Origin of the sequence: Rhizobium sp. B21/90, from assembly GCF_019355815.1 — a bacterium.
In the GTDB taxonomy this organism is placed as follows: domain Bacteria; phylum Pseudomonadota; class Alphaproteobacteria; order Rhizobiales; family Rhizobiaceae; genus Rhizobium; species Rhizobium rhododendri.
Window position 1 is genome coordinate 3158490 of the sequence record NZ_CP072162.1, and the last position, 23696, is coordinate 3182185.

The window sequence follows — 23696 nt, forward strand, 5'->3', positions numbered from 1 at the left end:
GTAAGACAAGGACCAGCACGCATGGCCACCCCCTCTCCCGCCCTGCTCGACCGCTTTGCTGCCATCGTCGGCGCTGCCCATGTCTTGCGCGAGGCGGCCGACATCGCCCCTCGCCTCGTCGAAAATCGCGGGCTCTATCATGGCGCCTCGCCGCTGGTGCTGAAGCCCGGTTCGGTCGAGGAGGTCTCGGCCATTCTGAAGCTTGCCTCCGAAACGGGAACGGCGATCGTACCGCAGACGGGCAATACCGGCCTCGTCGGCGGCCAGACGCCGCGCGACAACGGCGCCGATGTGATCGTCTCGCTGGAACGGATGAACCGCATTCGCGAGGTCGATCCGGTTGCCGGGATCATGGTGGTCGATGGCGGCTGCATCCTTGCCGACGTGCAGAAGGCAGCAGAGGATTGCGGCCGTCTGTTTCCGCTGTCGCTCGGTTCGGAAGGATCATGCCGGATCGGCGGCAATCTCGCCACCAATGCCGGAGGCACGGCCGTGCTTGCCTATGGCAACATGCGCCAGCTCTGCCTCGGCCTCGAAGTCGTGCTGCCGACCGGCGAGATCTGGAACGGGCTGCGGCGGCTGAAAAAGGATAATACCGGCTATGACCTGCGTGACCTGTTCATCGGCGCCGAGGGCACGCTCGGCATCATCACCGGCGCGGTCCTGAAACTTTTTCCGCAGCCGCTGGGGCATCAGGTCGCCTTTGCCGGCATCCGGTCGGTCGAGGATGCGCTGTCGCTGTTCAGGAATGCATCCGGTCTTTGCGGTCCGGCGCTGACCGGCTTCGAGCTGATGCCGCGCATTGGCGTCGAGTTCACCGTCCGCCATATCGACGGCGTGCGCGATCCGCTGGAGACCGTCCACCCGTGGTATGTGCTGATCGACATCTCCACCTCGGATTCAGCCGAAACCGCCGAGCGGATGATGTCGGCGCTGCTGGAACAGGGTTTCGAGGCCGGGCTGGTGCAGGATGCGACGATCGCCAGCTCTCAGGCGCAGCAGAAGGCCTTGTGGCACATGCGCGAAAGCATGTCCGGCGCCCAGAAGCCCGAGGGCGGCTCGATCAAGCACGACGTGTCGGTGCCGGTGTCGCAGATCCCTGCATTCATGCACGAGGCGGAGCAAGCTGTCATGGCGGCCATGCCGGGCGCCCGCATCTGCGCTTTCGGCCACATGGGCGACGGCAATATCCACTACAACATCTCGCAGCCTGTCGGGGCCGACAAGGCGGAATTCATCGGTCGCTGGCGGGAGATGAACCGGATCGTCCACGGGCTGGTGATGAAGCACGAGGGCTCCATCTCGGCGGAGCACGGCATCGGCCAGCTGAAGCGGGACGAGTTGGCATCGATCCGGCCGGAGATCGAAATGGAACTGATGCGCCGGATCAAGAAAAGCTTCGACCCTGCCGGGATCATGAACCCCGGCAAGGTCGTGGTGGTCTAGCGGCCGGCGACGCAGACGCGCCGCCGCCTGTTGCTCAATCCATGTCGTCTTGCGGCGGCATCGGCGTGGCGTTGCGGTTGCCGGAGATGATCTCGCGCTTGCCGACGTGGTTGGCGGGGCCGACGAGGCCTTCCTTTTCCATGCGCTCGACGAGCGAGGCGGCGCGGTTGTAGCCGATGCCGAGGCGACGCTGGATGTAGGAGGTCGAGCACTTCTTGTCGCGCATGACGACCTTGATCGCCTGCTCGTAGGTGTCGTCGCTATCCTCGGAACCCATGGCGCTCTTGTCGAACACGGCGCCGCCGTCTTCTTCCTCTTCCTCGTCCTCTTCACCGGCAGTGACGGTATCCAGGTATTCCGGACGGCCCTGCATCTTCAGGTGGGCCACGACCTTCTCGACTTCCTCGTCGGATACGAAGGGACCGTGGACGCGCGAGATGCGGCCGCCACCCTGCATATGCAGCATGTCGCCCTGGCCAAGCAGCTGCTCGGCACCCTGCTCGCCGAGGATCGTGCGGCTGTCGATCTTCGAGGTGACCTGGAAGGAGATGCGGGTCGGGAAGTTGGCCTTGATCGTGCCGGTGATGACGTCGACCGACGGGCGCTGGGTTGCCATGATCAGGTGGATGCCTGCGGCACGGGCCATCTGCGCCAGACGCTGGATGGCGCCTTCGATTTCCTTGCCGGCGACCATCATCAGGTCGGCCATCTCGTCGACGATAACGACGATGTAGGGCATTCGGGCCAGATCGAGTTCCTGGCTCTCTTCCGTCGGTGCGCCCGTGGTGCGGTCGAAACCGGTCTGGACGGTGACGAGGATCGTCTCGTCCTTTTCGCGGGCAATGGCCACGCGGGCATTGTAGCCGTCGATGTTGCGGACGCCGAGGCGCGACATCTTGCGATAGCGATCCTCCATCTCGCGCACGGCCCATTTCAGCGCCAGCACGGCCTTCTTCGGATCGGTAACGACAGGCGTCAGCAGATGCGGGATGCCGTCATAGACGGAGAGTTCGAGCATCTTCGGGTCGACCATGATCAGGCGGCATTCTTCCGGCGTCATGCGGTAGAGCAGCGACAGGATCATCGTGTTGATGGCAACTGATTTGCCGGAGCCGGTGGTGCCGGCGACGAGCAGATGCGGCATCTTCGCAAGTTCGGCGATAACGGGTTCGCCGCCGATGGTCTTGCCGAGGCCGAGCGCCAGCTTGAAGCTGCTCTGGGCAAAATCTTCCGATTCGATCATCTCCCGGAAGTAGACGGTTTCGCGCGTTGCATTCGGCAGTTCGATGCCGATGACGTTGCGACCGGGCACGACGGCGACACGGGCAGACAGCGCCGACATCGAGCGGGCGATATCGTCGGCAAGGCCGATGACGCGCGAGGATTTGACGCCGGGGGCCGGCTCGAATTCATAGAGGGTGACGACCGGACCGGGGCGAACATGGATGATCTCGCCCTTGACGCCGAAGTCTTCCAGCACGTTTTCGAGAAGGCCGGCATTCTGCTCCAGGGCTTCCTGGGTCATGATGACGCCGACCCGTTCCGGCGGCTCCTGCAGCAGTTCGCGCGGCGGCAGCTCGTATTCGCCGTCACTGGCAACAGAGACCGGGCGCCATTCCATCGGCGCGGGGCTGACCGGGCGGTCGCTGCGGGTCGCGACCGGGATGCGGCGGCTCGGTGCAGCATCGACAACGCCAGCCTTCGGGGCGGGAGCAACGACCTGCGCGGCCGGGGCCTGCTTTGCCGGGGCTGCAACTGTGGCTGGCTTGGGCAGAACGACGGCAGCGACGACCGGAGGTGCGGCAACGGTTGCCGGCGCCAGCGGTGTCAGGACGATAGGCTCGGCGACTTCGTTCGGCTGGACGACTGCAGCCTCCGGCACTGGCACGACCGGCGCCGGTGTGGCTGCGCGGCCGGAGGGCTGCCAGTCGATGATGCGGTAGAGCGATGTCGCCGATTGTTGCGTCGTCTCGATCGGTGGAGCGGACATCGGAGGCGCAACGAATGCCGGTGCCGTTGCTGCTACCGGGGGAGCGAGTTCGCCGTCGAAAGGCATGACGTCCCAGAAGGCAAAGTCCGACAGGTTGGCCAGATGCGAGGCCAGCTGCGCCTGCGGCACGACGGCGACGGGCTGGCGCTGCCAGGCGGTCAGCGGTGGAACAGGCGTGGATGCCGGCGTGAAGATATCCTCGACGAGCCTGTTGTTCCATGGCATCGGCGTAGCAGGGCGCGGCGTCTCGATCTGGCGCGGTGTTTCCACGCTCGTGCGTGCAGCCTCGGCAGGTTGCGACGTTGCTGGTGCCTCGGGGCTGATGATGGCTTGTTTGACTGCGGTCTGTTGGATGGTCTGCTCCGTCTCGTTAACGTCCGAGTCCGGCGATTTCTTGCGGCTGATCAGACTTTCGGGTGTCCGCGTGAAACGGACATTCGGTGCCAGCGAAAAGGCAGTCTGCCAATCCTGTACGGCATCGGCTGGCACCAGGGGTGGCACCAGCGGCATATTGGTGCGACCGGTCGGGGAAAGGCCTGCTTCCGGAGCAGCGACCGGCGTTACCTGTGGCTGGCGCAATTGCGCCGCCTTCAGCTGGTCGGCGCGCTGCTGGTGGGCGATTTCGGATCGGCGCTTGGCTTCGCGCGCCTGGATCAGCTTCTGCTCCAGGTAGGCCCGGCGCTCGGCGATCTGCTGGGCTTCCCGCAGTTCCGCTTCGGCACGTTCGGCGTCGGCATGGACGTCCCGCTGGAAATCCGTTTCGCCGTTGGAAAAGTTGGTTTTGGAAAAACGCATAAGACCTGCAATCCAGTCATTGATTGGCCGATAGCTACCCCAATCGAATAGGCCAGGGACGGTTAATAAGTTCCTTCCGAATTGGTGGCAGTTTGAAGGGCTGGATGCAAAAACTCATGTTTTGCGGGCTTTTTGGCTGGCTGGCACAGATAAATATTTTAGCCGCCATCGACGCCAAGGCAGGTCCTGACGACTGCGGCATGCACGGTCGGCGCGGGCGTTCCGTTGCGATCAGGAAGTCGAAAGCTGGGCGATGGAGAGCAGCGTATCGGCGCTGATGCCGATAGACTTCGAAGACCCCTGGAGGATCGACAGGGCCGACGAGGAGGTGCTGCCGGTATTGTTCTGCAGATCGTATTCGACCGAGAAGCGCTCCAGCAGCTTGTTCAGTTTCGTTGGATCGCGAAGATCGTCAACGTTGACGAATTTCTTCAGCAGCGTCGCCTGGTCGTCGACGTTCATCGACGAAATCGCGCTCGGCAGGCTGAAAGTGGTGGTGATGACCGAATAGAGCGCCGTGTCGGACATGATGTCGTAGACGGAATTGATATTCGGTGCCTGGCGCTGGAAATAGAGGGCAAGGCGCGTGCCGGGGTTGTTGTCGCCTTCCTGCGATTCGAGGGTCTGGTGCAGGTAGAGTTCGTTGGTGGCGTCGAGTGCGCCCTTGTTCTGGGCGCTGCCGAGCTTGGTATCGACCATGGTGCCGTTGGTGCCGAAGTTGAAAGCTTCGACAATGTCCTTGAACTGGGCACCGGCGGTGGTGTTGAGGAAGCTTTTCGAATTGTCGGGGTCCGACGCAAAGGCCTTTTTCAGTGTGTCTGTTGTCACCTTCTTGGGATCGATACCGCTGGCCTTGAGGATGAAGTCGGTAAGCTTTGGGTCGGCCAGAAGGTCTGAAACGCTCGTCACCTTGGCGATGTTGGTGGTAAAGTAGGTGGCATCCTTCTTGACGGTGGCCGTTGCCGCCGTCAGTGCCGAACCCGTCAATCCGCGTCGCGTCTCGGTTGAATATTCAGAGATGTAGCTGTTGACTTGAGTCGTCGAGAGCGCCGTCACCTGCGGCTTGATCGTGCCGGCGCTGTCGAAATTGAAAGCCTTGGCGAGCTTGACGAAGCGATCGTCCTTCAGCGTGTTGACATAGCTTTTCGGATCATAGGGATCGCTCTCCATGATCTTCTTCATCTGCGCCTTGGAAATCTCGTTTTCGCCGATCCCGTAGGAGCGCAGCGCCATCTGGTAGAGTTCCGGCAGATTATCGTTGGTTGTGCTGGAGTCAGCCGTCGCATTGCTGGCAAAGAACTCGTTGATATTCTTGACCTTGGCGATGCGGGTCTCGTAGTTCGCCACGGCATCCGCCTCCGCCGTGGTCTGCTCCGACTGGTAGTTGGCTGAAAATGCCGTGGTCGCTGCAGCCAGCTGCGTGGAGGTTTGCGCCACGGTGCCGGAGGCCACCGTCCCGTCGGACTGGAAGTTGAACTGGGCGACCACGCCCGAAAAGCCGACGAGCTTGGCGTAGGTGGGGTCTTCCACCGACGTCTCGAGATCGTATTTGAGCGTGTTGTCCGACGCCTGCGCATCCAGCGACTGCAGGTTGTAGGCGATCTTGACGTAGTCGAACAGGCGCGTATCCGAGGTCAGGTCCTCGACCGACGTCACCGAGCCGATATGCGCCTTGTAGTAGGCAGCATCGTCAGCTGCGGCGACGGAGGTGACGAATGACGGGACGGTGGTGTTGTAGGCCTCCATGACGGCAGCCTTCTGGCTGAACGTCTGTATCTGGCTGGTATAGTTGGCGGCGTAGTTTGTCGATGTGGTGCTGATCTGGTCGGCGGTCTGGGCAGACGCGCCCGTTGCGACAGTGCCGTCGCTGCCGAAATTGAACTCGGTCAGCACGCTCGTCAGGCCGTTATCCGAAGCGGTTCCGGGGTCCTTCACGGAGGCCACGAACTTCGCACCCGTGAGCGACGGATCGATGCCGTAGGCCGTCTTCACGTAATCGAACAGCCGTGGATCGGACACCAGCTGGTCCACCGATGTAACCGTGCCGATATTGGCCTCGTAGTAGCTCTTGTCCGCATCCGGCGTGGTGGTGGCGATCGATCCGTCGGCATTGAAGCTGAACTGCGCCGCCATCGCCTTGTCGGCGGCGCTGCCGTTGACGTTGACGAAGCTGTTCGGATCCGACACGTCGCTGGTCAGCATCGACTTCAGGAAGCTGTTCGAAATATTGGTCGGGTCGATGCCGTAGCCTTTCAGCACATAGTCCCTGAGATCGGTATCGCTGAGGAAGTCGTCGACATTCTTGACCGAGCCGATGGCCGCGTCATAGGCGTCGCTGGCAGTCTTTGCCGCCGTTTCTTCGTCGGTGAAGGATTGCTGGTAGAGGCCGATGGCCGCATCCGTCGTGTCAGACGAAGTCGATGTCGACGTCGAACCGAACATCGTCGTCAGGGTGTCGCTCGATTGCGCCGTCGTCGCGGTAGAAGCGCCGAAATTGAATGCTGCCGCAATGGCCTTGTATTTCGGGTCGTTCAGGCGATTGGCAAAGCTGCTGCTGTCGCTGAGGTCGCTGGTCAGCACCTGCTTCATGAACGCCTTGGCGTAGGTGAAGTCCTCCAGCCCGTACGACTTCATCGCGTAGCTGTAGAGCTGGTAGTTGTCCATCAGGTCGTCGACGGTTTTCACCTTGCCGATATTGGCATTGTAGTAGTCGACTTCCCGCTTCGTCGTCGGCTGGGAGGCAACGCGCGCAAGGGTCGACGTCATGTTCTTTGTATCGAGCGTGTAGCTCAGATAGGTCGATGTCATCTACGCGCACCTTGAAGTCTACACTCGAGACCGTTTTCGAATCTTGCCGATTATCGCCCCCAAACCTTACCCGGGACTTTACATCGGCCGCCACGACGCTGCGCCGGAGTGGCACGACGCGCATCGGCACATATTCATATTATGGAAACCCTGGCGACTTCGTTTTTGCTAACCATTTGACGACGCAAACTTTTCTTAACCGCAATTTTTAAGCTGTCTGGAAGGGGGTGCGCCTAGTCTCGGGTCATCGAGAGGGCGAAAGTTCTCCGTCAAGAAGACCGGAAAACCGGCTCTCATGATAAGACAAGGGTAGAAAACGATGACCAATACCGTCCTTAAGCCTGTCTGGGCCGGAACGACACTGCGGCTCGATCCAAACCGCTTCCCGCAGCATGTCAGCTATGCCATGCGCGGTGCTACCGGCGACGTGACGATCACCATCGACTCCCGCGGTGCCGTGCTGCGCAAGGTGCTGCCATCGAGCGGACTGCCGCTTTCGATTGCCCTGCCGAAGCGCGCCTTCAAGGGCGTTGCCGCCCGGGCCATCGACCATGGCGACGGCGAAGTGACCGTGACGCTCGAACTGCACCATGACGATCCGGATCTCTGCATCCCGCTGCTCGTCGCCCATGATCTCAGCGACATCGCTGCCGACTGGCGCACATGGTCCGAAGCCTTCAATATCCCGATGATGATGGTCGAAGCGGATGGCGTCGCTCGCCTGCTCGAAGATCATCTCGGCGGTGTGCGTACCAACGAAACCCAGCCGCGCCGCCGCCATTCGTTCTTTGCCGACAGACGCCCCCGCTTCCTGGTTCGTCGCATATCGGGCAAGATGGGCGTCACACTCAAGATCGCCGGTCGCGAGATCATCGCCCGCGACTGAGGATCAAGTCCCCCTCCCCTGAAACCCGGCGCCTGCGCCGGGTTTTGCGTTTTATCCGGGGGTGGAAAGCGCCATGGACAACAGCAAGCCGGCAAAGATGATGGCGCCCACCCTGCCGTTCGAGCGGAACAGGATCAGGCACTGTGGCGCGTCTTCGATATCGAGGACGACGATCTGGTAGGCAAACATGCCGCCGGCGATGACAAGGCCAAGAAATGCGATGAGACCTGCGCCGGCCAGCGCGAAGGCAAGGAACATCAGCACCAGCGCCGCGCCATAGAGGCCCACGAGCCATACCTTCGTCTTTTCGCCGAACAGTCGCGCCGTCGAGCGGACGCCGATCAGTTCGTCGTCCTCCTTGTCCTGATGGGCATAGATGGTGTCGTAGCCAATGGTCCAGAGAATAGCGGCGATGTAGAGCAGGATCGGCGGCAGCGACAGGCTGCCGAAGATGCCGGCCCAGCCCATCAGCGCGCCCCAGGAAAAGGCAAGCCCGAGGAAGAACTGCGGCCAGTCGGTAAAGCGCTTGGCAAAGGGGTACACCGCCACCAGTCCCAGCGACAGCAAGCCGAGGCCCACACAGAACCAGTTGAACTGCAGGAGAACGAACAGTCCGACGAGAGCCTGCAATGCAATGAATATCTTTGCCTGCTTGCGGCTGACACGGCCTGACGGCAAAGGCCGCGAGCGGGTGCGCGCCACGGAAGCATCGATATCGTGATCGATGAGATCGTTGAACGTGCAGCCGGCACCGCGCATCGCCACCGCGCCGATGAAATAGAGGATGAGATGGTAGAACAGCAGCGGACCGACGAACTCGCCCAGCGTCAAGGCGGCATTGGCGGCCAAGGTCACCGACCAGAAGCACGGCCATAGCAGCAGCTGCCAGCCGATCGGCCGGTCCCAGCGTGCCAGCTGGGCATAGGGCCACAGCCAAGGCGGCAATGCCCTGTAGACGAAGTTATCGGATGGCGCATCGGCGACTCGGTCGCGGAAATCGTGGCTGTTGCTCATGGGAAATGTCTAGAACATTTCAGCGTTTCACGGAAATGCGAAAATGTTGGACCTATCTGCTCTCACGCACTTCCAGACGCAAAACTGCCAAGCACTTTCGCCGAACTGTTCCGACGGGCGCCTTATCAGTTCAGCGTGAAGCCGAAGCGGTAGGTGGCGGACAGGCCGATGACGAGTTGGTTTTTGTCGCCGCGTTCACGCACCAGGCTGCTGTCGGCTGCAGGACCCTTCAGCCGCTGGTATTCCACGAAGGAGCTGGTGCTCAAATTCTTGGTTGCCTGCCAGGTCAGCGCACCGCCGACACCGACGGATTTCAGGCCGCCGCCGGGATTGTAGCGATCGAGCCCGCTGGCCGCCGATTCCTTGCCGTCGACACCGTAATAGGTATCGAAATAGTTCGCCGTCGCGAAGGTTGCCCTCGGTCCACCGGAGAGCCGCAGATCAGGGGCGATGTCGGTGAAGGCATCAACCGCCACATCGGCAACGATGCCGTTATGGGCGCGGATACCCTGGCGCACTTCGGCACGGGCGCGGATCCAGTCGGTCGGGTAGACCTCGACGAAGCCACCGGCCTCTGCGCCCCATTTGACATCCTTCAGCCCGCGCAGTTCACGCCCGTCGCTCGAATCCCGGCTCGGCACAAACTTGCCGACGATGCCGGCCCGAAATGTCCCGGTATCGAGCAATGCAAAAGCCGGATTGTCGTTGCGCGAGGTAAATCGCGGCGCAGGTCCTTGCTTGCCGAAGGAGATCAGCGGCGAAAACTGTAACTTGTTGTGCTTGGCGCCCTCGAATTTGGGACCGACGAAGCCGGCAGCGCCGACGCTGACATACCAATCGCCGGACCACCAGGCACGACCGTCGCCAGCCGTGGCGGCCCCTGCCATTGTCGCAAAAAATCCAAACGAAATCAGCAGACTCGAGGTCTTGGCCATGGGAAATCCTACTACGCAATACAAAGGCAAGAGCCCGGAATGCCTAAACTTATCCGGATCGCATTACCACTTGCTTAACCAAGCGCCGACCCTGTTCGCCCGCAGACAGTCATGGCAAGGACGCGGGGATCAGAACACGACCTTTTCCAACGGTGCGCGGCGAGCTTCGAATTCCTTCAGCCTAGCCTCGTTTTCGGCAATGTAATTCCGGTTGTCGGGAACCGCGAACTGGTCCTTGGCGATCTGGATCTGGAAGATGAAAAGCTGCTCCCAGCGGAAGGCCATCTCCGAACCTGCCAGGTAGAACTCCCACATCCGGAAGAATTTCTCGTCATAGAGGGCGACGGCTTCCTCCTTGCGGGCGATGAAACGTTCTCGCCAGTGACGCAGCGTATAGGCGTAATGCATCGGCAGGATTTCGATGTCCTTGACCAGCAGGTTGGCCTTTTCCAGAGCCGGCGTCGTCTCGGCCAGAGACGGGATATAGCCGCCGGGAAAGATGTATCTCTCGATGAAGGCGTTGGTGGAGAAGCTTGGCCTCGGGCGACCGATGGAATGGAGCACCATCACCCCGTCATCGGCGAGCAACTCGGAGACCTTGCTGAAGAACTTGCGATAATTGCCGATGCCGACATGCTCGAACATGCCCACCGAGACGATGCGGTCGAACTTGCGTCCGCTGAGGTAGCGATAATCCTGCAGTTCGAAACGCACCCGGTCGGAAAGGCCGCGCTTTGCAGCGCGCGCGCGCGACACCTTAAGCTGCTCCTCGCTGAGCGTGATGCCGGTGAAATCGACATTCTCCGTCGATTCCGCCAGGTACATCCCCATTCCACCCCAGCCGGAGCCGATCTCGAGCACGGACTGACCGGGCTCGAGCCGCAGCTTGGCAGCGATATGGCGCTTCTTGGCGAGCTGGGCTTCGTCGAGACCGATGCCCGGCGGCTCGAAATAGGCGCAGGAATACTGCCAGTCCTCGTCGAGGAAGAGGTCGAAAAGCTTGGCCGAGAGATCGTAGTGGTGGGCGACATTGTGCTTGCTGCGGTTGACCGGCAGGCGGCTCTTCAGCTGCTGCCAGGCAATGCGGCCGATCAGCTTCATGGCGATCTTGAGATCGAACAACTCGTCCGTGGTGTTGAGCTTCACCAGCGACAGGAAATCATAGATGTCGCCCTGTTCGAGGATGAACCGGCCTTCCATGAACATTTCGCCGAGCTTCAGCGTCGGATCTGTGGCGATGGCGTCCTCCGCCTCGCGGTCGGCGGTGCGCACCGCAACTGTCTGGCCGGTGCCATCACCGAGCAGATGCGTCTCGCCGTTGGAGAGCGTGATCTGAAGGGAGCCTTTGCGGATAATTTTGGTGACAAGAGCAAGCAGTGACGACGCCATGACGCCTCGCAATCATATGACAGACAATCAGGAAACATTATCCCCTCAAGATAGTCTGGCAAGCTTACGAACGGCGGTACAGGCACTCCGGCACGAACATTGCCGGAGTGTGACATTCTTGCAAATATATAAGCTAAGTGACTATTTTCGCTTGAGCGCATCGGCGAGCGCCGCGCCGAAGCTGCCCTGCGTCTGCGGTGCCGGGCGATTGCCCTGCTGCTTTGCGGGCATCACCCGCGTTTCGGGACCGCTACGGTTCTCCCGGGCCGGTGGCGCGGCGTCATCGCCGGCGTCCTTGCGCATGCTGAGGGCGATGCGCTTGCGCTTGGCATCGATGTCGACGACGCGGACTTTCACGACGTCGCCGGCCTTCACCACCTCATGAGGATCCTTCACGAAACGGTCCGCCAGCTGCGAGACGTGAACCAGACCGTCCTGGTGTACGCCGATATCGACGAAGGCGCCGAAGGCCGCGACATTGGTAACAGTGCCCTCCAGCATCATGCCTGGCTTTAGGTCGCTGATTTCGTTGACACCCTCGGCAAAGGTTGCCGTCTTGAAGCTCGGGCGCGGGTCACGGCCGGGTTTTTCGAGCTCGGCCAAGATATCGCGCACGGTCGGCAGGCCGAAGCGTTCATCGACGAAGGCGCGTGGATCGACCGCCTTCAGCGCGGCGCTGTCACCCATCAAGCTGCGCAGGTCGCGACCGCAGGCGGCGACAATCTTCTTGGCGACGCCATAGGCTTCCGGATGCACCGAGGAGGCGTCGAGCGGCTCCTTGCCGCCGGTGATGCGCAGGAAGCCGGCGCATTGCTCGAAGGCCCGGGGCCCAAGCCGCGCGACCTTCAGGAGATCGCGCCGGGTTTCGAAACGTCCGGCCTCGTCGCGGTGGCGGACGATGGATTCTGCAATCGCCGCACCAAGGCCTGAAACGCGGGCAAGCAGCGGCGCCGAGGCCGTGTTGAGATCGACACCGACGGCATTCACTGCATCCTCGACGACGGCATCCAGCGAGCGCGACAGCTTCTGCTGGTCGACATCATGCTGGTACTGGCCGACGCCGATCGATTTCGGCTCGATCTTGACCAGTTCGGCCAGCGGATCCTGCAGCCGCCGGGCAATCGATACTGCGCCGCGCAACGTCACGTCGAGATTCGGGAACTCCAGGGCTGCCGCTTCCGATGCCGAATAGATCGAGGCGCCCGCTTCGGAAACGATGACCTTGGTAGGCTTGGCGCCGGGCAATTCGAGCAGCATGTCGCTCACCAGCTTTTCGGTTTCCCGGCTGCCGGTGCCATTGCCGATCGAGATCAGCTCGACCTTGTGCTTGACTGCCAGCGCGGCGAGCGTCGCCAGCGTACCGCGCACATCGTTGCGCGGCTGGAAGGGATAGACGGTGGCGGTCTCGAGCAGCTTGCCGGTGGCATCGATGACGGCAACCTTGACGCCCGTGCGGATGCCGGGGTCGAGACCCATGGTGGCGCGAGCGCCGGCGGGTGCTGCGAGCAGCAGGTCCTTGAGATTGCGCGCAAATACGTGGATCGCCTCCTGCTCGGCCCGTTCACGCAGCTCGCGCATCAGGTCGAGCGACAGCGACATCGACAGTTTGACGCGCCATGTCCAGCTTGCGACCTCCATCAGCCAGCGGTCGCCGGGCTTCTGGGCGCCGATCTCGTAGGCCGTGGCGATCATCCGCTCGACCGGCTTGAAGGGTGACGCAAGATCGGCGTCGATCTCGATCGTCAGCGTCAGCATCTCCTCGTTCCAGCCGCGCAGCATGGCGAGAGCCCGATGGCCGGGAGCCGTTGCCCAGCGCTCGGTGTGATCGAAATAGTCGGAGAACTTCGCGCCGGCCTCCTGCTTACCATCGACGACCTTGGCGCGCAGCTGGGCATTCTGACGCATATGGGCGCGCAAGGTCTTCAGGAGATCGGCATTTTCGGCGATGCCCTCGGCAATGATGTCGCGGGCACCCTCGAGCGCCATCTTCACATCGGTCACCTCGTTGGCGACATAGCCCTCGGCAAGCTGCGCGGGTTCACGGCTGCGATCCTTCAGGATTGCCTCCGCCAATGGCCCTAGACCGCGCTCGCGGGCGATCTCGGCGCGGGTGCGGCGCTTCTGCTTGAACGGCAGGTAGATATCCTCGAGCTCGGCCTTCGTGGTTACGCCTGCGATCTTGCGCTGCAGCTCGTCGGTCATCTTGCCCTGGCTGGTGATGCTGTCGCTGATCGAGGCGCGCCGTGCCTCGAGCTCGCGCAGGTAGACGAGCCGCTCGGCCAGCGTCCGCAACTGCCCGTCATCCAGCCCGCCGGTCACTTCCTTGCGGTAGCGGGCGATGAACGGCACCGTCGAGCCCTCGTCGAGAAGGCCGACCGCCGAAACCACCTGCTCAGGCCGGGCATTGATCTCGGCGGAAATGATTGCTGCGATGGAGCGGATGTCTGCGGCCATGGGGATCTCTGCGTTGCGTCTGATTGCGGCGACCATAGTCCGAGAAAGCGGCAAGGCAATGATCTCAGTCGGTGCTTCTGGTGGACTCCACAGGAATTGCCGCTTGACCTTTGCGGCAGGGCTGCTTAACCGCCAAGTTCTGGCAACAAAGGGGCAGGCGATGAAAGTTCTGTTGATCGGATCGGGCGGACGCGAGCATGCGCTGGCCTGGAAGCTGGCGCAATCGCCGCTGCTGACCAAGCTTTACGCCGCTCCCGGCAATCCCGGCATCGCCGAGCATGCAACGCTGGTGGCCGTCGATACCGAAGACAACGACGCCGTTGCCGCCTTCTGCCTCTCGGAAGCCATCGATTTTGTCGTCGTTGGCCCCGAGGCGCCGCTGGTTGCGGGGCTTGGCGACCGCTTGCGCGAGGCCGGCATCGCCGTCTTCGGCCCGTCCGCTGCTGCTGCGCAGCTCGAGGGTTCCAAGGGTTTCACCAAGGACATCTGCGCCCGCTACAATATCCCGACCGGCGCCTACCAGCGTTTCGACGATGCCGGCAAGGCGAAGGCCTATATTCTCGCCGAGGGCGCGCCCATCGTCGTCAAGGCCGATGGTCTTGCTGCCGGCAAGGGCGTCACCGTGGCGATGACGCTGGACGAGGCGATTGCTGCTGTCGACGACTGTTTCGACGGCGCCTTCGGGTCGGCGGGTGCGGAAGTCGTCGTCGAAGCCTTTCTCGATGGCGAGGAAGCAAGCTTCTTCTGCCTCAGCGACGGAACTCACGCTTTGGCGCTGGCCACCGCCCAGGACCACAAGCGCGTCGGCGACGGCGATACCGGCCCGAACACCGGCGGCATGGGAGCCTACTCGCCAGCCGCAGTGATGACGCCCGAGTTGATCGAGCGGACGATGAAGGAGATCATCGAGCCGACGATGCGCGGCATGGCCGAAAGTGGCATGCCGTTTTCCGGCGTGTTCTTTGCCGGCCTGATGATCACCGCCAAGGGGCCGGAACTGATCGAATACAATGTCCGCTTTGGCGATCCAGAATGCCAGGTGCTGATGATGCGGCTGAGAAGCGATCTTCTGCCGCTGCTGCTCGCTTGCGCCAACGGCACGCTCGACAAGGTGACCGCCGAATGGAGCGACGATGCGGCGCTGACCGTCGTCATGGCCTCGAAGGGGTATCCCGGGACTTATGCGAAAAACTCCGTCATCGCCGCCCTGCCCGCAGACAGCGACAGTGCGAAGGTGTTTCATGCCGGGACAGCTTTGAAGGACGGTGTGCTGGTGGCGACCGGAGGCCGGGTGCTCGGGGTGACGGCATTGGGCAGCAGCGTCGGCGAGGCCCAGAAGCGCGCCTATTCGCTTTCAGAGCAGGTGGTCTGGGACAACGGCTTCAGCCGCACCGATATCGGCTGGCGGGCAATCGAGCGCGAAAAGGCCTGACTGGACGGCCCTTTTCTACCCCAAATCCGCGTTTCCGATAAAGTTTTACCGATTCCGCTGACCGGATGGAAACAAAGGCGCGCTAATCTCTTCGCAGTATCCGATGGAGAGTTTCATGCGTCCCACGATCCTGAGTGCAGCATTCGTTTTGATCAGCAGTTCAGCCATGCTGATCTGCGGCTCCGCATCTGCATCGTCGTTCCTGACGCTCGACGGCGCGACGCGCACCAGCGGCGACAGCATCCAGTCGAAGGTCTGCGTCGATTGCGCGCCGATCAAGCAGGCGGTCGCCAAGAAAAGCTATGTGGTTCCCGAACTGCCGGTGGGGACGCAGACGACCGTGGTGCGCCAGATCAACGGCGAGCAGAAGGTCGTCCGCACCGAAGCCTGGCTGGGCGGATCGCCGGTCGTATTCATCAGTAAGGCGTCGCCGGAAGCACTGGCCGCAGCCGGGGTATCGCCTGACGGCATCGATCGCAGTGCGATGACGGCAGCGATCGCCGCAGCCACGCCGCTGGCCAAGCCTCTCGACACCTCGGATTTCCAGTTGCGCCTTCAGTAGCCCGCTCATTCCCCTCCCCATCGAACTCCAGTCGATAGGGGTGCGCCGAAAGGCAGAAAGATGCGTCCCTGAAGAGAAGCAGGGGCGCATTTTTGTTTTTCGCAGATGCCGAGAGATATTCGCCCTCACCGCCGTTTCTCGCAGCATTCGGGGCTGAAAACTCTCGGATGCGCCGTTACGGTGACAATCACCTCTGTTAATGCCGATAAAAGCCCTAAATATGGACAGCTTTAAAGCATTGTTAGGTGAACGCGATGCAACTTCGCCGTACCGGAAGCAGCATGTGACTTCAGCAGCAACAGATGCGCCATGATCGACGGCGCAGGATCAAGCGGTAGGATACCGCACCGGGATAATCGAACCTATTCCGTTGCGAGGCCTGATGAAGAACCTGCGAATTTCGACCCAGCTGATGATGCTGGTTACCGGCCTGATGATCGCCTTTGCTGGCGTCACCTATTATCAAATCCAGAGTTCTGCGGCAGCCATCTACCACGAGCGCTACGCACTGCTGCGCACGCAGGTCGAGTCCGGGCTGTCTATCCTCCAGCAATATTACGATCGGGAAAAAGCCGGCACGCTGACGCACGAGCAGGCGCAGGCGCAGGCATTCGACGAGCTTTCGCATATCCGTTTCGAACCGGATGGATACCTCTTCGGCTATGACGACGACGTCGTCCTCAAAATCCACTACGATCCTTCCAAGGTCGGGCTGAGCAACAAGGGCAAGCCGGATCCGAAAGGCAACATGTATCGCGACGAACTCGTCAAGGTCGGAAAGGCCGGCGGTGGCGTCGTCGATTTCTACGGACCCAAGCCGCAACAGCCAGCCGATGCATTCTTCCGCAAGAGCGCCTATGCCAAGGTCTTTGCGCCGTGGCACATCACGCTTGCGACCGGCGTCTACATGGACGACCTGGAAGCGCAGGTACGGGCGACGATCTGGCAAACGCTGCTGGTCGGCCTTGCGGTCTTCGTGATCGCCATCGCTGCCGCACTGTATGTGATCCGCAGCATCTCCGGGCCACTGGCCGATGTACGCGGCGCACTGAATGCCGTCGCGGACGAGAACGTTACGCTTGCGATCCCGCACACCGGCCTGCACAACGAAGTCGGCATGATGGCGAAGGCGACACAATCGCTGCAGCAGAAAATCCGCGAGCGGCATGCGCTGGCCGAACTTCAGGAAGCCCAGGAACGACAGATCAGTGCCGAGCGCCAGGAGAACGTTCGCCATCAGCAGGACCAGGCCGACTTGCAGGCACGCGTCGTCGCGACCATCGGCCAATCGCTCGAGCAACTGGCGAAGGGCGACCTGACAATCCGCTGCGGCGACCTCGGCGCCAGCTATGCCGGACTGCGCAACAACTTCAACGAAGCCCTGTCGCATCTGGAGGCGGCGATGAGCCGCGTCAACTCCAAGGGCAACGACATCGGCGTCTCGAAGGAAGAGATCCGCCGCGCCTCCAATGAACTGTCGCAGCGTACCGAACGCCAGGCCGCCAGCCTCGAGGAAACATCGGCGGCTCTCGATGAGCTCACCGTTGCCGTCCGCCAGACAGCGGAAGGCGCCCATGAGGCCAGCAAGCGCGTCGACACCATCAGCGTCGAGGCCTCGCGCAGCGATGGCGTCGTGGCACAGGCGATCGGCGCCATGAGCGGCATCGAACAGTCGTCCACGGAGATCGGCAAGATCATCGGCGTCATCGACGAGATCGCCTTCCAGACGAACCTGCTGGCGCTCAATGCCGGTGTTGAGGCTGCACGCGCCGGTGAAGCCGGCAAGGGCTTTGCCGTGGTCGCCCAGGAGGTCCGCGAACTGGCGCAACGCTCAGCAGCGGCCGCCAAGGAAATCAAGGAGCAGATCGCCCGGTCCTCGACGCAGGTCGAGCACGGCGTGCGCCTGGTCGGCGACGCCGGCGAGGCGCTGAAGCGCATCTCCGGCCAGATCAAGGCGGCCAACGAGATCGTCTCGAAGATCGCCCACAGCGCCTCCGAACAGGATACGACGCTGCGCTCCATTTCAACGGCCATGAACCAGCTCGACGCCGCCACCCAGCAGAACGCAGCCATGGCGGAAGAAACCACGGCTTCGGCCGAAACGCTGGCCAGCGACACCGAGGAGCTGCTCGACCTGATCCGCGGCTTCCGCATCTCCGATGGCCGCCCCACCATGCAGCAGGCCCGCCGCGCTGCCTGATGCCCGGAAAAATCGACGATCTTTCCACAACCGCCGGAGCGATCCGGCGGTTTTTGCCTGCGGTGGACCTGTCGCGCACATCACGTTATCGGCAGTTGACTTGGCAGCACCGCCGCCGCGATATGGGGTTATCGGATGCGACAGCCGCAGATGAGCGAAAGGTAGCGACATGAGCAGTGCATGGCCTGAAATCACCCTGGTGCGGCACGGCGAGACGGCGTGGAGCCTTTCCGGACAGCATACGGGCCGGTCCGACATTCCGCTGACCGCAGCAGGCGAAGCAGCGGCCGTGAAACTGGCCGACCGGCTGCAGGGCCAGCATTTCGACGCCGTCTGGTCGAGCCCGTCCATGCGCGCATCGAACACCTGCGCCCTCGCCGGTTTTGGTGACCGGCGGGAGATCAAGGCGGACCTGGCGGAATGGGACTACGGTGCCTATGAAGGGGTGACGACGAAGGACATCCTGAAGACAAGTCCGGACTGGCATCTGTTTCGCGATGGTGCCCCTGAGGGCGAAGCTGCCGCCGATGTCGGTGCGCGGGCAGACAGCATCATTGCCGCATTGCGGGCGCGAAACGACCGCGTGCTGATCTTTTCCAGCGCCCATTTCCTGCGTGTGCTCAGCGCCCGCTGGATCGGCCTGCCGCCAGAAGGCGGCGCGCTGCTGGTTCTCGACACGGCGAGCATCAGCGTGCTCGGATACGAGCACGACCTCGGGGAGCCAGTCATCCGCCGCTGGAACCAGACGCAAATTTTTATGTACTGATCGGCGGCTCACCGGGGCCGCCGATAGTTAATCTAGCCGGATATCTTTGAGAAATCGGCAACCGTGCCAGTGGCTTCGCGGATCAGGCGAAGCAGCGCCAGGCGGTTGCCACGCACGGCAACGTCCTCGTCGTTGACCAGGACATCCGTGAAGAACCGGTCGACGGGCAGGCGCAGCGTCGACAATGCCGTCATCGCCGAGCGGAAGTCCTCCGTGGCGATAGCGGAAGACGCCTCCCCGGAGGCCTTGGCGACGGCCGCAAACAGATCCTTCTCGGCATCGAGTGTCAACAAAGCCGGGGTCACGGCATCGGCGACGACGGTACCTTTTTTTTCCTCGGCCGCAAGCAACTGGGTTGCACGCTTGGTGCCGGCAAGCAGGTTCTTGCCGTCTTCGGAGGTGATGAAGAAGGTCAGGGCCTCGACGCGGCGGGCCACCATCAGCAGGTCGTCCGTCTCTGGTGTCAGGACCGCATCGATCAGATCGTAGCGGGCGCCCTGATCGCGCAGATAGACTTTCAGCCGGTCATGGAAGAACGACAGCAGGTCGCGCTCGCGCGCCAGCATCTGCTCGCCGTTCGCGTGGCCGAACTTCATCAGTCCGTCCGGATGCTCCTGCATCTGCTGGCGGAGGCCGGCCATTTCGACGGATTCATCGACTATCGCCATGTGGTCGCTAAGATAGCGCATGATCGGCAGGCGGATGCGCTGTTCGAGCACGATACGCACGACGCCGAGCGCTGCGCGGCGGAGGGCATAGGGGTCCTTGGAGCCAGTCGGCTTCTCGTCGATCGCCCAGAACCCGACGAGCGTGTCGAGCTTGTCGGCTAGCGCCACGGTCAGTCCGACCTTATCCTGCGGCAACCGGTCAGATGGGCCGTTCGGCTTCCAGTGATCTTCGATGGAAGCAGCGACAGACGGGTCCTCGCCCTGGAGAGCCGCATATTTCCGGCCCATCAGCCCCTGCAACTCCGGGAATTCGCCAACGGCTTCGGTGCGCAGGTCGGCCTTTGCCAACACGACGGCGCGGTCTACGAGGCCTGCATCGGCACCGGTCACCGCTGCCAGTGCTGCAGCGAGCTTGCGGATGCGCGCAACGCGCTCGCCCTGGCTACCGAGCTTGGCGTGGAAGGTGACGTTGAGGGCATCGAGCTTGGCCATGCGCTGGTCGAGCGGCTTGCCGAGGTCGAGATTGAATTTTGCAGCCGACGCCTGAAGCGTGTTGAGGTCGGGGAGATCGCCCTGGTCCCGCTTCCAGAAGTGCAGCGCGTCGGATAGCCGGGCGCGCACGACCTTGCCATTGCCGTGGATGATTTCCGCGCCACCGTCGCTGGCCTCGATATTGGCGATCAGCACGAACTTGTTGGAAAGCGTCTCGCTGCCCTGGGGACGGGTGACGAAGCACTTCTGGTTGGTTTTGATCGTCAGGCGGATGATTTCGGAGGGGATCGTCAGGTAATCCGCCTCGAACTCGCCCATCAGCACCTGCGGCCATTCGACGAGGCCGGAAACCTCCTCGAGCAGGGCTGGATCGTCGACCAGTTCCAGTCCGCTGGCAAAGGCCAGGTTTGCTGCATCGGCAGCGATGATTTCCTTGCGGCGCTCGGCGTCGAGGATGACCTTGGCTCTCTCCAGGCCGGCAACATAGTCGTCGAAGCGCTTGACGGTGATCGCTGCGGGCGCGTGGAAACGGTGGCCATAGGTGACGTCGGACGCGACGATACCGTCGATCTCGAACGGGATGACGACAGTGCCTTCATGCTCAGTGCCGAAGGTACAGACGATCGACTGCAGCGGGCGGACCCAGCGCAGCGAGCCGGGCTTTGCAGAAGCGGCACCCCAGCGCATCGGGTTCGACCAGGGGAAATTGCGGATGATGCCAGGCATGACGTCGGCAATGATCTCCTCGGCAGCGCGGCCGGGCCTGGCGATGATTGCGACGTAGAATTCGCCCTTCTTGGGATCGCTCTGAATCTGCGCTTCGTTGATGGACGACAACCCAGCGGCGCGCAGAAAACCTTCGATCGCCTGGGCGTTGGCATCGCGACGCGGTCCCTTGCGCTCCTCGCGGACATCGGCGGAACGCGCGGTCAGTCCGCGAATATCGAGCGTCAGGCGCCGCGGCGTCCAGTATTCCCGCGCACCCTCGTAGGACAGGCCAGCATCGACCAGTGCGTCGGTGACAAGCTTCTTCAAGTCTCCCGCGGCCTTGCGCTGCATGCGGGCCGGAATTTCCTCGGAGCGAAGTTCAAGCAGGAGATCGGGCATGGGAAATGGTCTTTGCGTTGCTGCCAATGATTGCGGCGGGCTTAGCAAGCCCGGCAGCAAAAGTCATCAAGGCAATCGTTTAAATCAGCGATGACCCGGCCATGTTCAAGCGACATGGAGGACTGGGATAGCGGCGATCTCGGCTCTCTTTTCCTCCGCCTGGCGCTTCAGTTCGTAGCCAGTTTGCATATTCATCCAAAACTCCGGCGTCGTGTCGAAAAAGCGGGCCAACCGCAACGCGGTATCGATGGTCACCGGCGTTTCCTCGGCGACCAGACGCTCGATGCGCGTTCGCGGGACGTTCAGCTTGCGCGCGAGGGCACCGGCGCTCATTTTAAGCGGTGCCAGATACTCCTCCCGAAGGATTTCACCCGGATGCACCGGTGGGAGAATGTGCTTCATTGCGTCGTCCTCAGTGGTAATCGACAATTTCGACATCTTCGACGCCAGCATCGGTCCAGACGAAGCAAATCCGCCATTGATCGTTGATGCGGATGGAATGCTGGCCGGCACGATCTCCCTTCAACGCCTCGAGATGATTTGCGGGCGGCGAACGTAGGTCCGAAAGCTGGTTGGCATATTCGATCATGGTCAGCTTGCGAATAGCACGTCGCGCAAGGTCGGCGGGAAAGCCTTTCGGCACAACGCCGGAAGCAACGGCGCGCGTCGACCCATCCTTGAACGAAAGAATTACCATTCAGCTTCCATTTCACCGTATCATACCATGATACATAACTAGGTCAAGCCGTGGGGTTGGGCTTCGCCGCGCTCCCTCAACTCACCAACCGCCCCCGCCTCCACCGCCGCCGCCGCCGCCGCCGCCGGATGAGCTGCCACCGCCGCTGCTGGAGAAGGCGCTGTCGGAGGTGGAGACGGGAGCCGGGATCGTCGAGGCTATGGTCGAGGCCATCGATGAGGAGAAGCCGCCGATGCGGTCTGAGAAGCTGTCGGCACCGAAGCTGCCGCCGTACCAGCCTGGCGCGTAAGCAACGCCGCCGATGGCGGCTGCGGCAAACCAGCTCTCGAAGCTTTTAGTCCAGGGCTTTTCGACGCCGAGCGCCACCGCATAGGGGAGCAGCGTTTCGAAATGCTTCGGCGACATGGTCGGAGCGCCCTGCATGTTCATCCGGTCCTTTTCGGCGAGCGTCAGGTACTGCCGGAGCCCGGCGATGCCATCCATCACCCTGGCGCCGAGGGCAGTCGGCGCGCCCATCAGGAAGAAGAAGACGCAATTGGCAGCGAAGATGCCGATGATCGCGACCGTCAGCGGCAGGTCGCCGACGATGGCGGGCGACGAGGTCTGCGCAGCGAAGAGGATGGCGACGACAGAGACGGCGACAAAGGCGATGAAGGCAAAGACCAGTACCGCGAAGACCTTGCGCACCGTGCCTGCATTGGGACGGAACGACCTTCCAATGAAGGCGGCGACCGCGACGCCGAAAACCGACAGCATGCCGGGCACGATGATCAGCGGCATTGCATTTTCGTGCAGCCGGCCGAAAACGACGATGCAGACGAACACCACCAGCGACAGCACGATGCCACCGAACGTGTAGAGCGCGTTGCTCTTGTAGTAAGCGTCGCGATGTTCCTTCTCGATCGCGTCGCGGAACGCCTCGCCGGTTGCCTGAACCTTTTCGCCGTGGGCCTTGTCGATGACCAGCGCGTCGTCCTTGCCGCCAATCGCGTTCAGCAACGTCTGCTCGCCGGCATCGAGCTTGCCGGCTGCAGTTTTGGCCGTGCGGCGGATGACGATGCTGCTGTCAAGATCTTCCAGCACGACGTAGTCGTTGACGGCGAGATTGAGCGCGGCGGAGGACAGTGCGGTCCAGCCGCCGGAGGAAAAGCCGCGATTGTCTATATAGTTGACCAAGGCTGGCGAGGTTCCTTCAGGTGCATCCCAGCGGGGTACGACGACACCGCGGTCGGGGTCGCGGCCAACCTTGACCCAGCTGCGTCTATAGTACGCCAGCACCAGCAACAGGCCGATGCCGGCGATGATCAGGTCGCTGTTGTCGCGCAGGAACCAGGCGCGCTGCTGGTCGACGCTCGGAGCATCGACGGCGCCCTTTGCCAGCTTGATGGCGATCGTCAGGCCTTCCTTTGGCGCCAACGGCCGGGTGGTCTCGAAAACGACATCGCTGCCGTCCTCGCTGACCCGGGCATTCCTGCCCTTTGATCCAAGCGGCCCGGTGGCAAAATCGAGACCCTGCGGCCTGACACCTTCGGGCAGCATGACCGTTGCCGACGCCTGCAGGATCGGGAACACCCATCCGGTACCGGTGACGTTCCAGTACAGCTCGTCGTGGTCGTCGAAATAGCGGGTCTGGCGGTTGGTCTTGTAGGTGAGCTGAAATTCATGGCGTCCGGGGCTGAGGGTGACGTCGGCAGACCCGATATAAATGCGGATGCCGCCTTCGATACTCTCGCTGCGCCATTGCTCAGGGCTGCCATCGCGGCTAACCGATTGAACCGTAAGATCGACGGTCGCTGTCCTGCCGGTCGCATCCTGGAACGTCAGCGGGAAATCGCGAAAAATGCCATGGCGGATATCGCGACCCTCGGCATTGACGCCGATTGTCTCGGTCACCTGCATCGAGGCGTCCTTGTCGAGGATGATGGCCTGCTGGAAGGCGGTGATGACCTCCTGCGCCGATGCAGCCCCGGCAACGAGCAGCCCAAGACACAGCAGACAAAGACGTGCGGCAATCCGTATCACGATGCGTTCCCCCGAACCCAGTGTAGCGCGCGC

The 23696-nt window shown here is 62.2% G+C and carries 16 protein-coding genes; 6 read left to right on the forward strand and 10 right to left on the reverse strand.

What is annotated here, in order from left to right:
• Positions 1 to 21 precede the first annotated feature (21 nt).
• Positions 22 to 1446: an FAD-binding oxidoreductase gene (locus J5278_RS15340; protein ID WP_209182979.1), complete on the forward strand. Its 1425-nt coding sequence runs from the start codon at positions 22 to 24 to the stop codon at positions 1444 to 1446.
• Positions 1447 to 1480: 34 nt separating this feature from the next.
• Here the strand turns inward: J5278_RS15340 and J5278_RS15345 are convergent, their stop codons facing one another.
• Together J5278_RS15345 and J5278_RS15350 are read right to left on the reverse strand one after the other, a co-directional pair.
• The gene (locus J5278_RS15345) at positions 1481 to 3946 is read right to left on the reverse strand and encodes a DNA translocase FtsK (protein ID WP_247749036.1); all 2466 of its coding nucleotides are present in this window, start codon (positions 3944 to 3946) and stop codon (positions 1481 to 1483) included.
• Between the two features lie 516 nt (positions 3947 to 4462).
• Complete coding sequence (locus J5278_RS15350) at positions 4463 to 7039, reverse strand: DUF1217 domain-containing protein (RefSeq protein WP_209182977.1); 2577 nt, start codon at positions 7037 to 7039, stop codon at positions 4463 to 4465.
• 319 nt (positions 7040 to 7358) lie between these two features.
• Between J5278_RS15350 and J5278_RS15355 the strand changes: the two genes are divergently transcribed.
• Positions 7359 to 7925 (forward strand): DUF6101 family protein, encoded by a 567-nt coding sequence (locus tag J5278_RS15355; RefSeq protein WP_111217689.1) that lies wholly within the window; start codon positions 7359 to 7361, stop codon positions 7923 to 7925.
• A gap of 51 nt (positions 7926 to 7976) precedes the next feature.
• Here J5278_RS15355 and ubiA read toward each other — a convergent pair whose 3' ends face one another.
• The 4 genes from ubiA to J5278_RS15375 all read right to left on the reverse strand — a co-directional run bounded on the left by ubiA (position 7977) and on the right by J5278_RS15375 (position 13717).
• The gene (gene ubiA / locus J5278_RS15360) at positions 7977 to 8939 is read right to left on the reverse strand and encodes a 4-hydroxybenzoate octaprenyltransferase (RefSeq protein ID WP_209182976.1); all 963 of its coding nucleotides are present in this window, start codon (positions 8937 to 8939) and stop codon (positions 7977 to 7979) included.
• A 125-nt stretch (positions 8940 to 9064) separates the two neighbouring features.
• A complete protein-coding gene (locus tag J5278_RS15365) occupies positions 9065 to 9874 on the reverse strand; it encodes a MipA/OmpV family protein (RefSeq protein WP_209182975.1) in 810 nt (269 codons plus the stop codon).
• Between the two features lie 129 nt (positions 9875 to 10003).
• Entirely contained in the window at positions 10004 to 11263 is a 1260-nt protein-coding gene (locus tag J5278_RS15370) for a cyclopropane-fatty-acyl-phospholipid synthase family protein (protein WP_209182974.1), read from the reverse strand.
• A 141-nt stretch (positions 11264 to 11404) separates the two neighbouring features.
• A complete protein-coding gene (locus J5278_RS15375) occupies positions 11405 to 13717 on the reverse strand; it encodes a Tex family protein (RefSeq protein WP_209182973.1) in 2313 nt (770 codons plus the stop codon).
• Between the two features lie 160 nt (positions 13718 to 13877).
• Between J5278_RS15375 and purD the strand changes: the two genes are divergently transcribed.
• The 4 genes from purD to J5278_RS15395 all read left to right on the forward strand — a co-directional run bounded on the left by purD (position 13878) and on the right by J5278_RS15395 (position 18677).
• On the forward strand, positions 13878 to 15149 hold the full coding sequence (gene purD, locus J5278_RS15380; protein ID WP_209182972.1) for a phosphoribosylamine--glycine ligase: 1272 nt from the start codon (positions 13878 to 13880) through the stop codon (positions 15147 to 15149).
• A gap of 115 nt (positions 15150 to 15264) precedes the next feature.
• Positions 15265 to 15711 (forward strand): plant virulence effector HPE1-like domain-containing protein, encoded by a 447-nt coding sequence (locus J5278_RS15385; protein ID WP_209182971.1) that lies wholly within the window; start codon positions 15265 to 15267, stop codon positions 15709 to 15711.
• A 382-nt stretch (positions 15712 to 16093) separates the two neighbouring features.
• Positions 16094 to 17911, forward strand: coding sequence for a methyl-accepting chemotaxis protein (locus J5278_RS15390; RefSeq protein WP_209182970.1), 1818 nt, complete (start codon positions 16094 to 16096; stop codon positions 17909 to 17911).
• A gap of 169 nt (positions 17912 to 18080) precedes the next feature.
• A complete protein-coding gene (locus J5278_RS15395) occupies positions 18081 to 18677 on the forward strand; it encodes a histidine phosphatase family protein (protein WP_142824153.1) in 597 nt (198 codons plus the stop codon).
• Between the two features lie 32 nt (positions 18678 to 18709).
• On the opposite strand, the gene glyS is transcribed toward J5278_RS15395, so the two are convergent.
• The 4 genes from glyS to J5278_RS15415 all read right to left on the reverse strand — a co-directional run bounded on the left by glyS (position 18710) and on the right by J5278_RS15415 (position 23663).
• Complete coding sequence (gene glyS / locus J5278_RS15400; protein WP_219258284.1) at positions 18710 to 20944, reverse strand: glycine--tRNA ligase subunit beta; 2235 nt, start codon at positions 20942 to 20944, stop codon at positions 18710 to 18712.
• 105 nt (positions 20945 to 21049) lie between these two features.
• Positions 21050 to 21346 (reverse strand): HigA family addiction module antitoxin, encoded by a 297-nt coding sequence (locus J5278_RS15405; RefSeq protein ID WP_209182968.1) that lies wholly within the window; start codon positions 21344 to 21346, stop codon positions 21050 to 21052.
• Between the two features lie 10 nt (positions 21347 to 21356).
• Entirely contained in the window at positions 21357 to 21641 is a 285-nt protein-coding gene (locus J5278_RS15410) for a type II toxin-antitoxin system RelE/ParE family toxin (protein WP_209182967.1), read from the reverse strand.
• A gap of 81 nt (positions 21642 to 21722) precedes the next feature.
• Positions 21723 to 23663, reverse strand: coding sequence for a DUF2207 domain-containing protein (locus tag J5278_RS15415; protein WP_374108239.1), 1941 nt, complete (start codon positions 23661 to 23663; stop codon positions 21723 to 21725).
• Positions 23664 to 23696 lie beyond the last annotated feature (33 nt).

Excerpts from the sequence above, each read along its gene's own strand:
- J5278_RS15375 (WP_209182973.1), bottom strand. The coding sequence starts at position 13,717 with ATGGCCGCAGACATCCGCTCCATCGCAGCAATCATTTCCGCCGAGATC.
- J5278_RS15365 (WP_209182975.1), bottom strand. The coding sequence starts at position 9,874 with ATGGCCAAGACCTCGAGTCTGCTGATTTCGTTTGGATTTTTTGCGACA.
- purD (WP_209182972.1), top strand. The coding sequence starts at position 13,878 with ATGAAAGTTCTGTTGATCGGATCGGGCGGACGCGAGCATGCGCTGGCC.
- J5278_RS15340 (WP_209182979.1), top strand. The coding sequence starts at position 22 with ATGGCCACCCCCTCTCCCGCCCTGCTCGACCGCTTTGCTGCCATCGTC.
- J5278_RS15370 (WP_209182974.1), bottom strand. The coding sequence starts at position 11,263 with ATGGCGTCGTCACTGCTTGCTCTTGTCACCAAAATTATCCGCAAAGGC.
- J5278_RS15390 (WP_209182970.1), top strand. The coding sequence starts at position 16,094 with ATGAAGAACCTGCGAATTTCGACCCAGCTGATGATGCTGGTTACCGGC.
- J5278_RS15410 (WP_209182967.1), bottom strand. The coding sequence starts at position 21,641 with ATGGTAATTCTTTCGTTCAAGGATGGGTCGACGCGCGCCGTTGCTTCC.
- J5278_RS15395 (WP_142824153.1), top strand. The coding sequence starts at position 18,081 with ATGAGCAGTGCATGGCCTGAAATCACCCTGGTGCGGCACGGCGAGACG.
- J5278_RS15345 (WP_247749036.1), bottom strand. The coding sequence starts at position 3,946 with ATGCCGCTGGTGCCACCCCTGGTGCCAGCCGATGCCGTACAGGATTGG.
- J5278_RS15385 (WP_209182971.1), top strand. The coding sequence starts at position 15,265 with ATGCGTCCCACGATCCTGAGTGCAGCATTCGTTTTGATCAGCAGTTCA.
- J5278_RS15355 (WP_111217689.1), top strand. The coding sequence starts at position 7,359 with ATGACCAATACCGTCCTTAAGCCTGTCTGGGCCGGAACGACACTGCGG.
- ubiA (WP_209182976.1), bottom strand. The coding sequence starts at position 8,939 with ATGAGCAACAGCCACGATTTCCGCGACCGAGTCGCCGATGCGCCATCC.
- glyS (WP_219258284.1), bottom strand. The coding sequence starts at position 20,944 with ATGCCCGATCTCCTGCTTGAACTTCGCTCCGAGGAAATTCCGGCCCGC.
- J5278_RS15405 (WP_209182968.1), bottom strand. The coding sequence starts at position 21,346 with ATGAAGCACATTCTCCCACCGGTGCATCCGGGTGAAATCCTTCGGGAG.
- J5278_RS15350 (WP_209182977.1), bottom strand. The coding sequence starts at position 7,039 with ATGACATCGACCTATCTGAGCTACACGCTCGATACAAAGAACATGACG.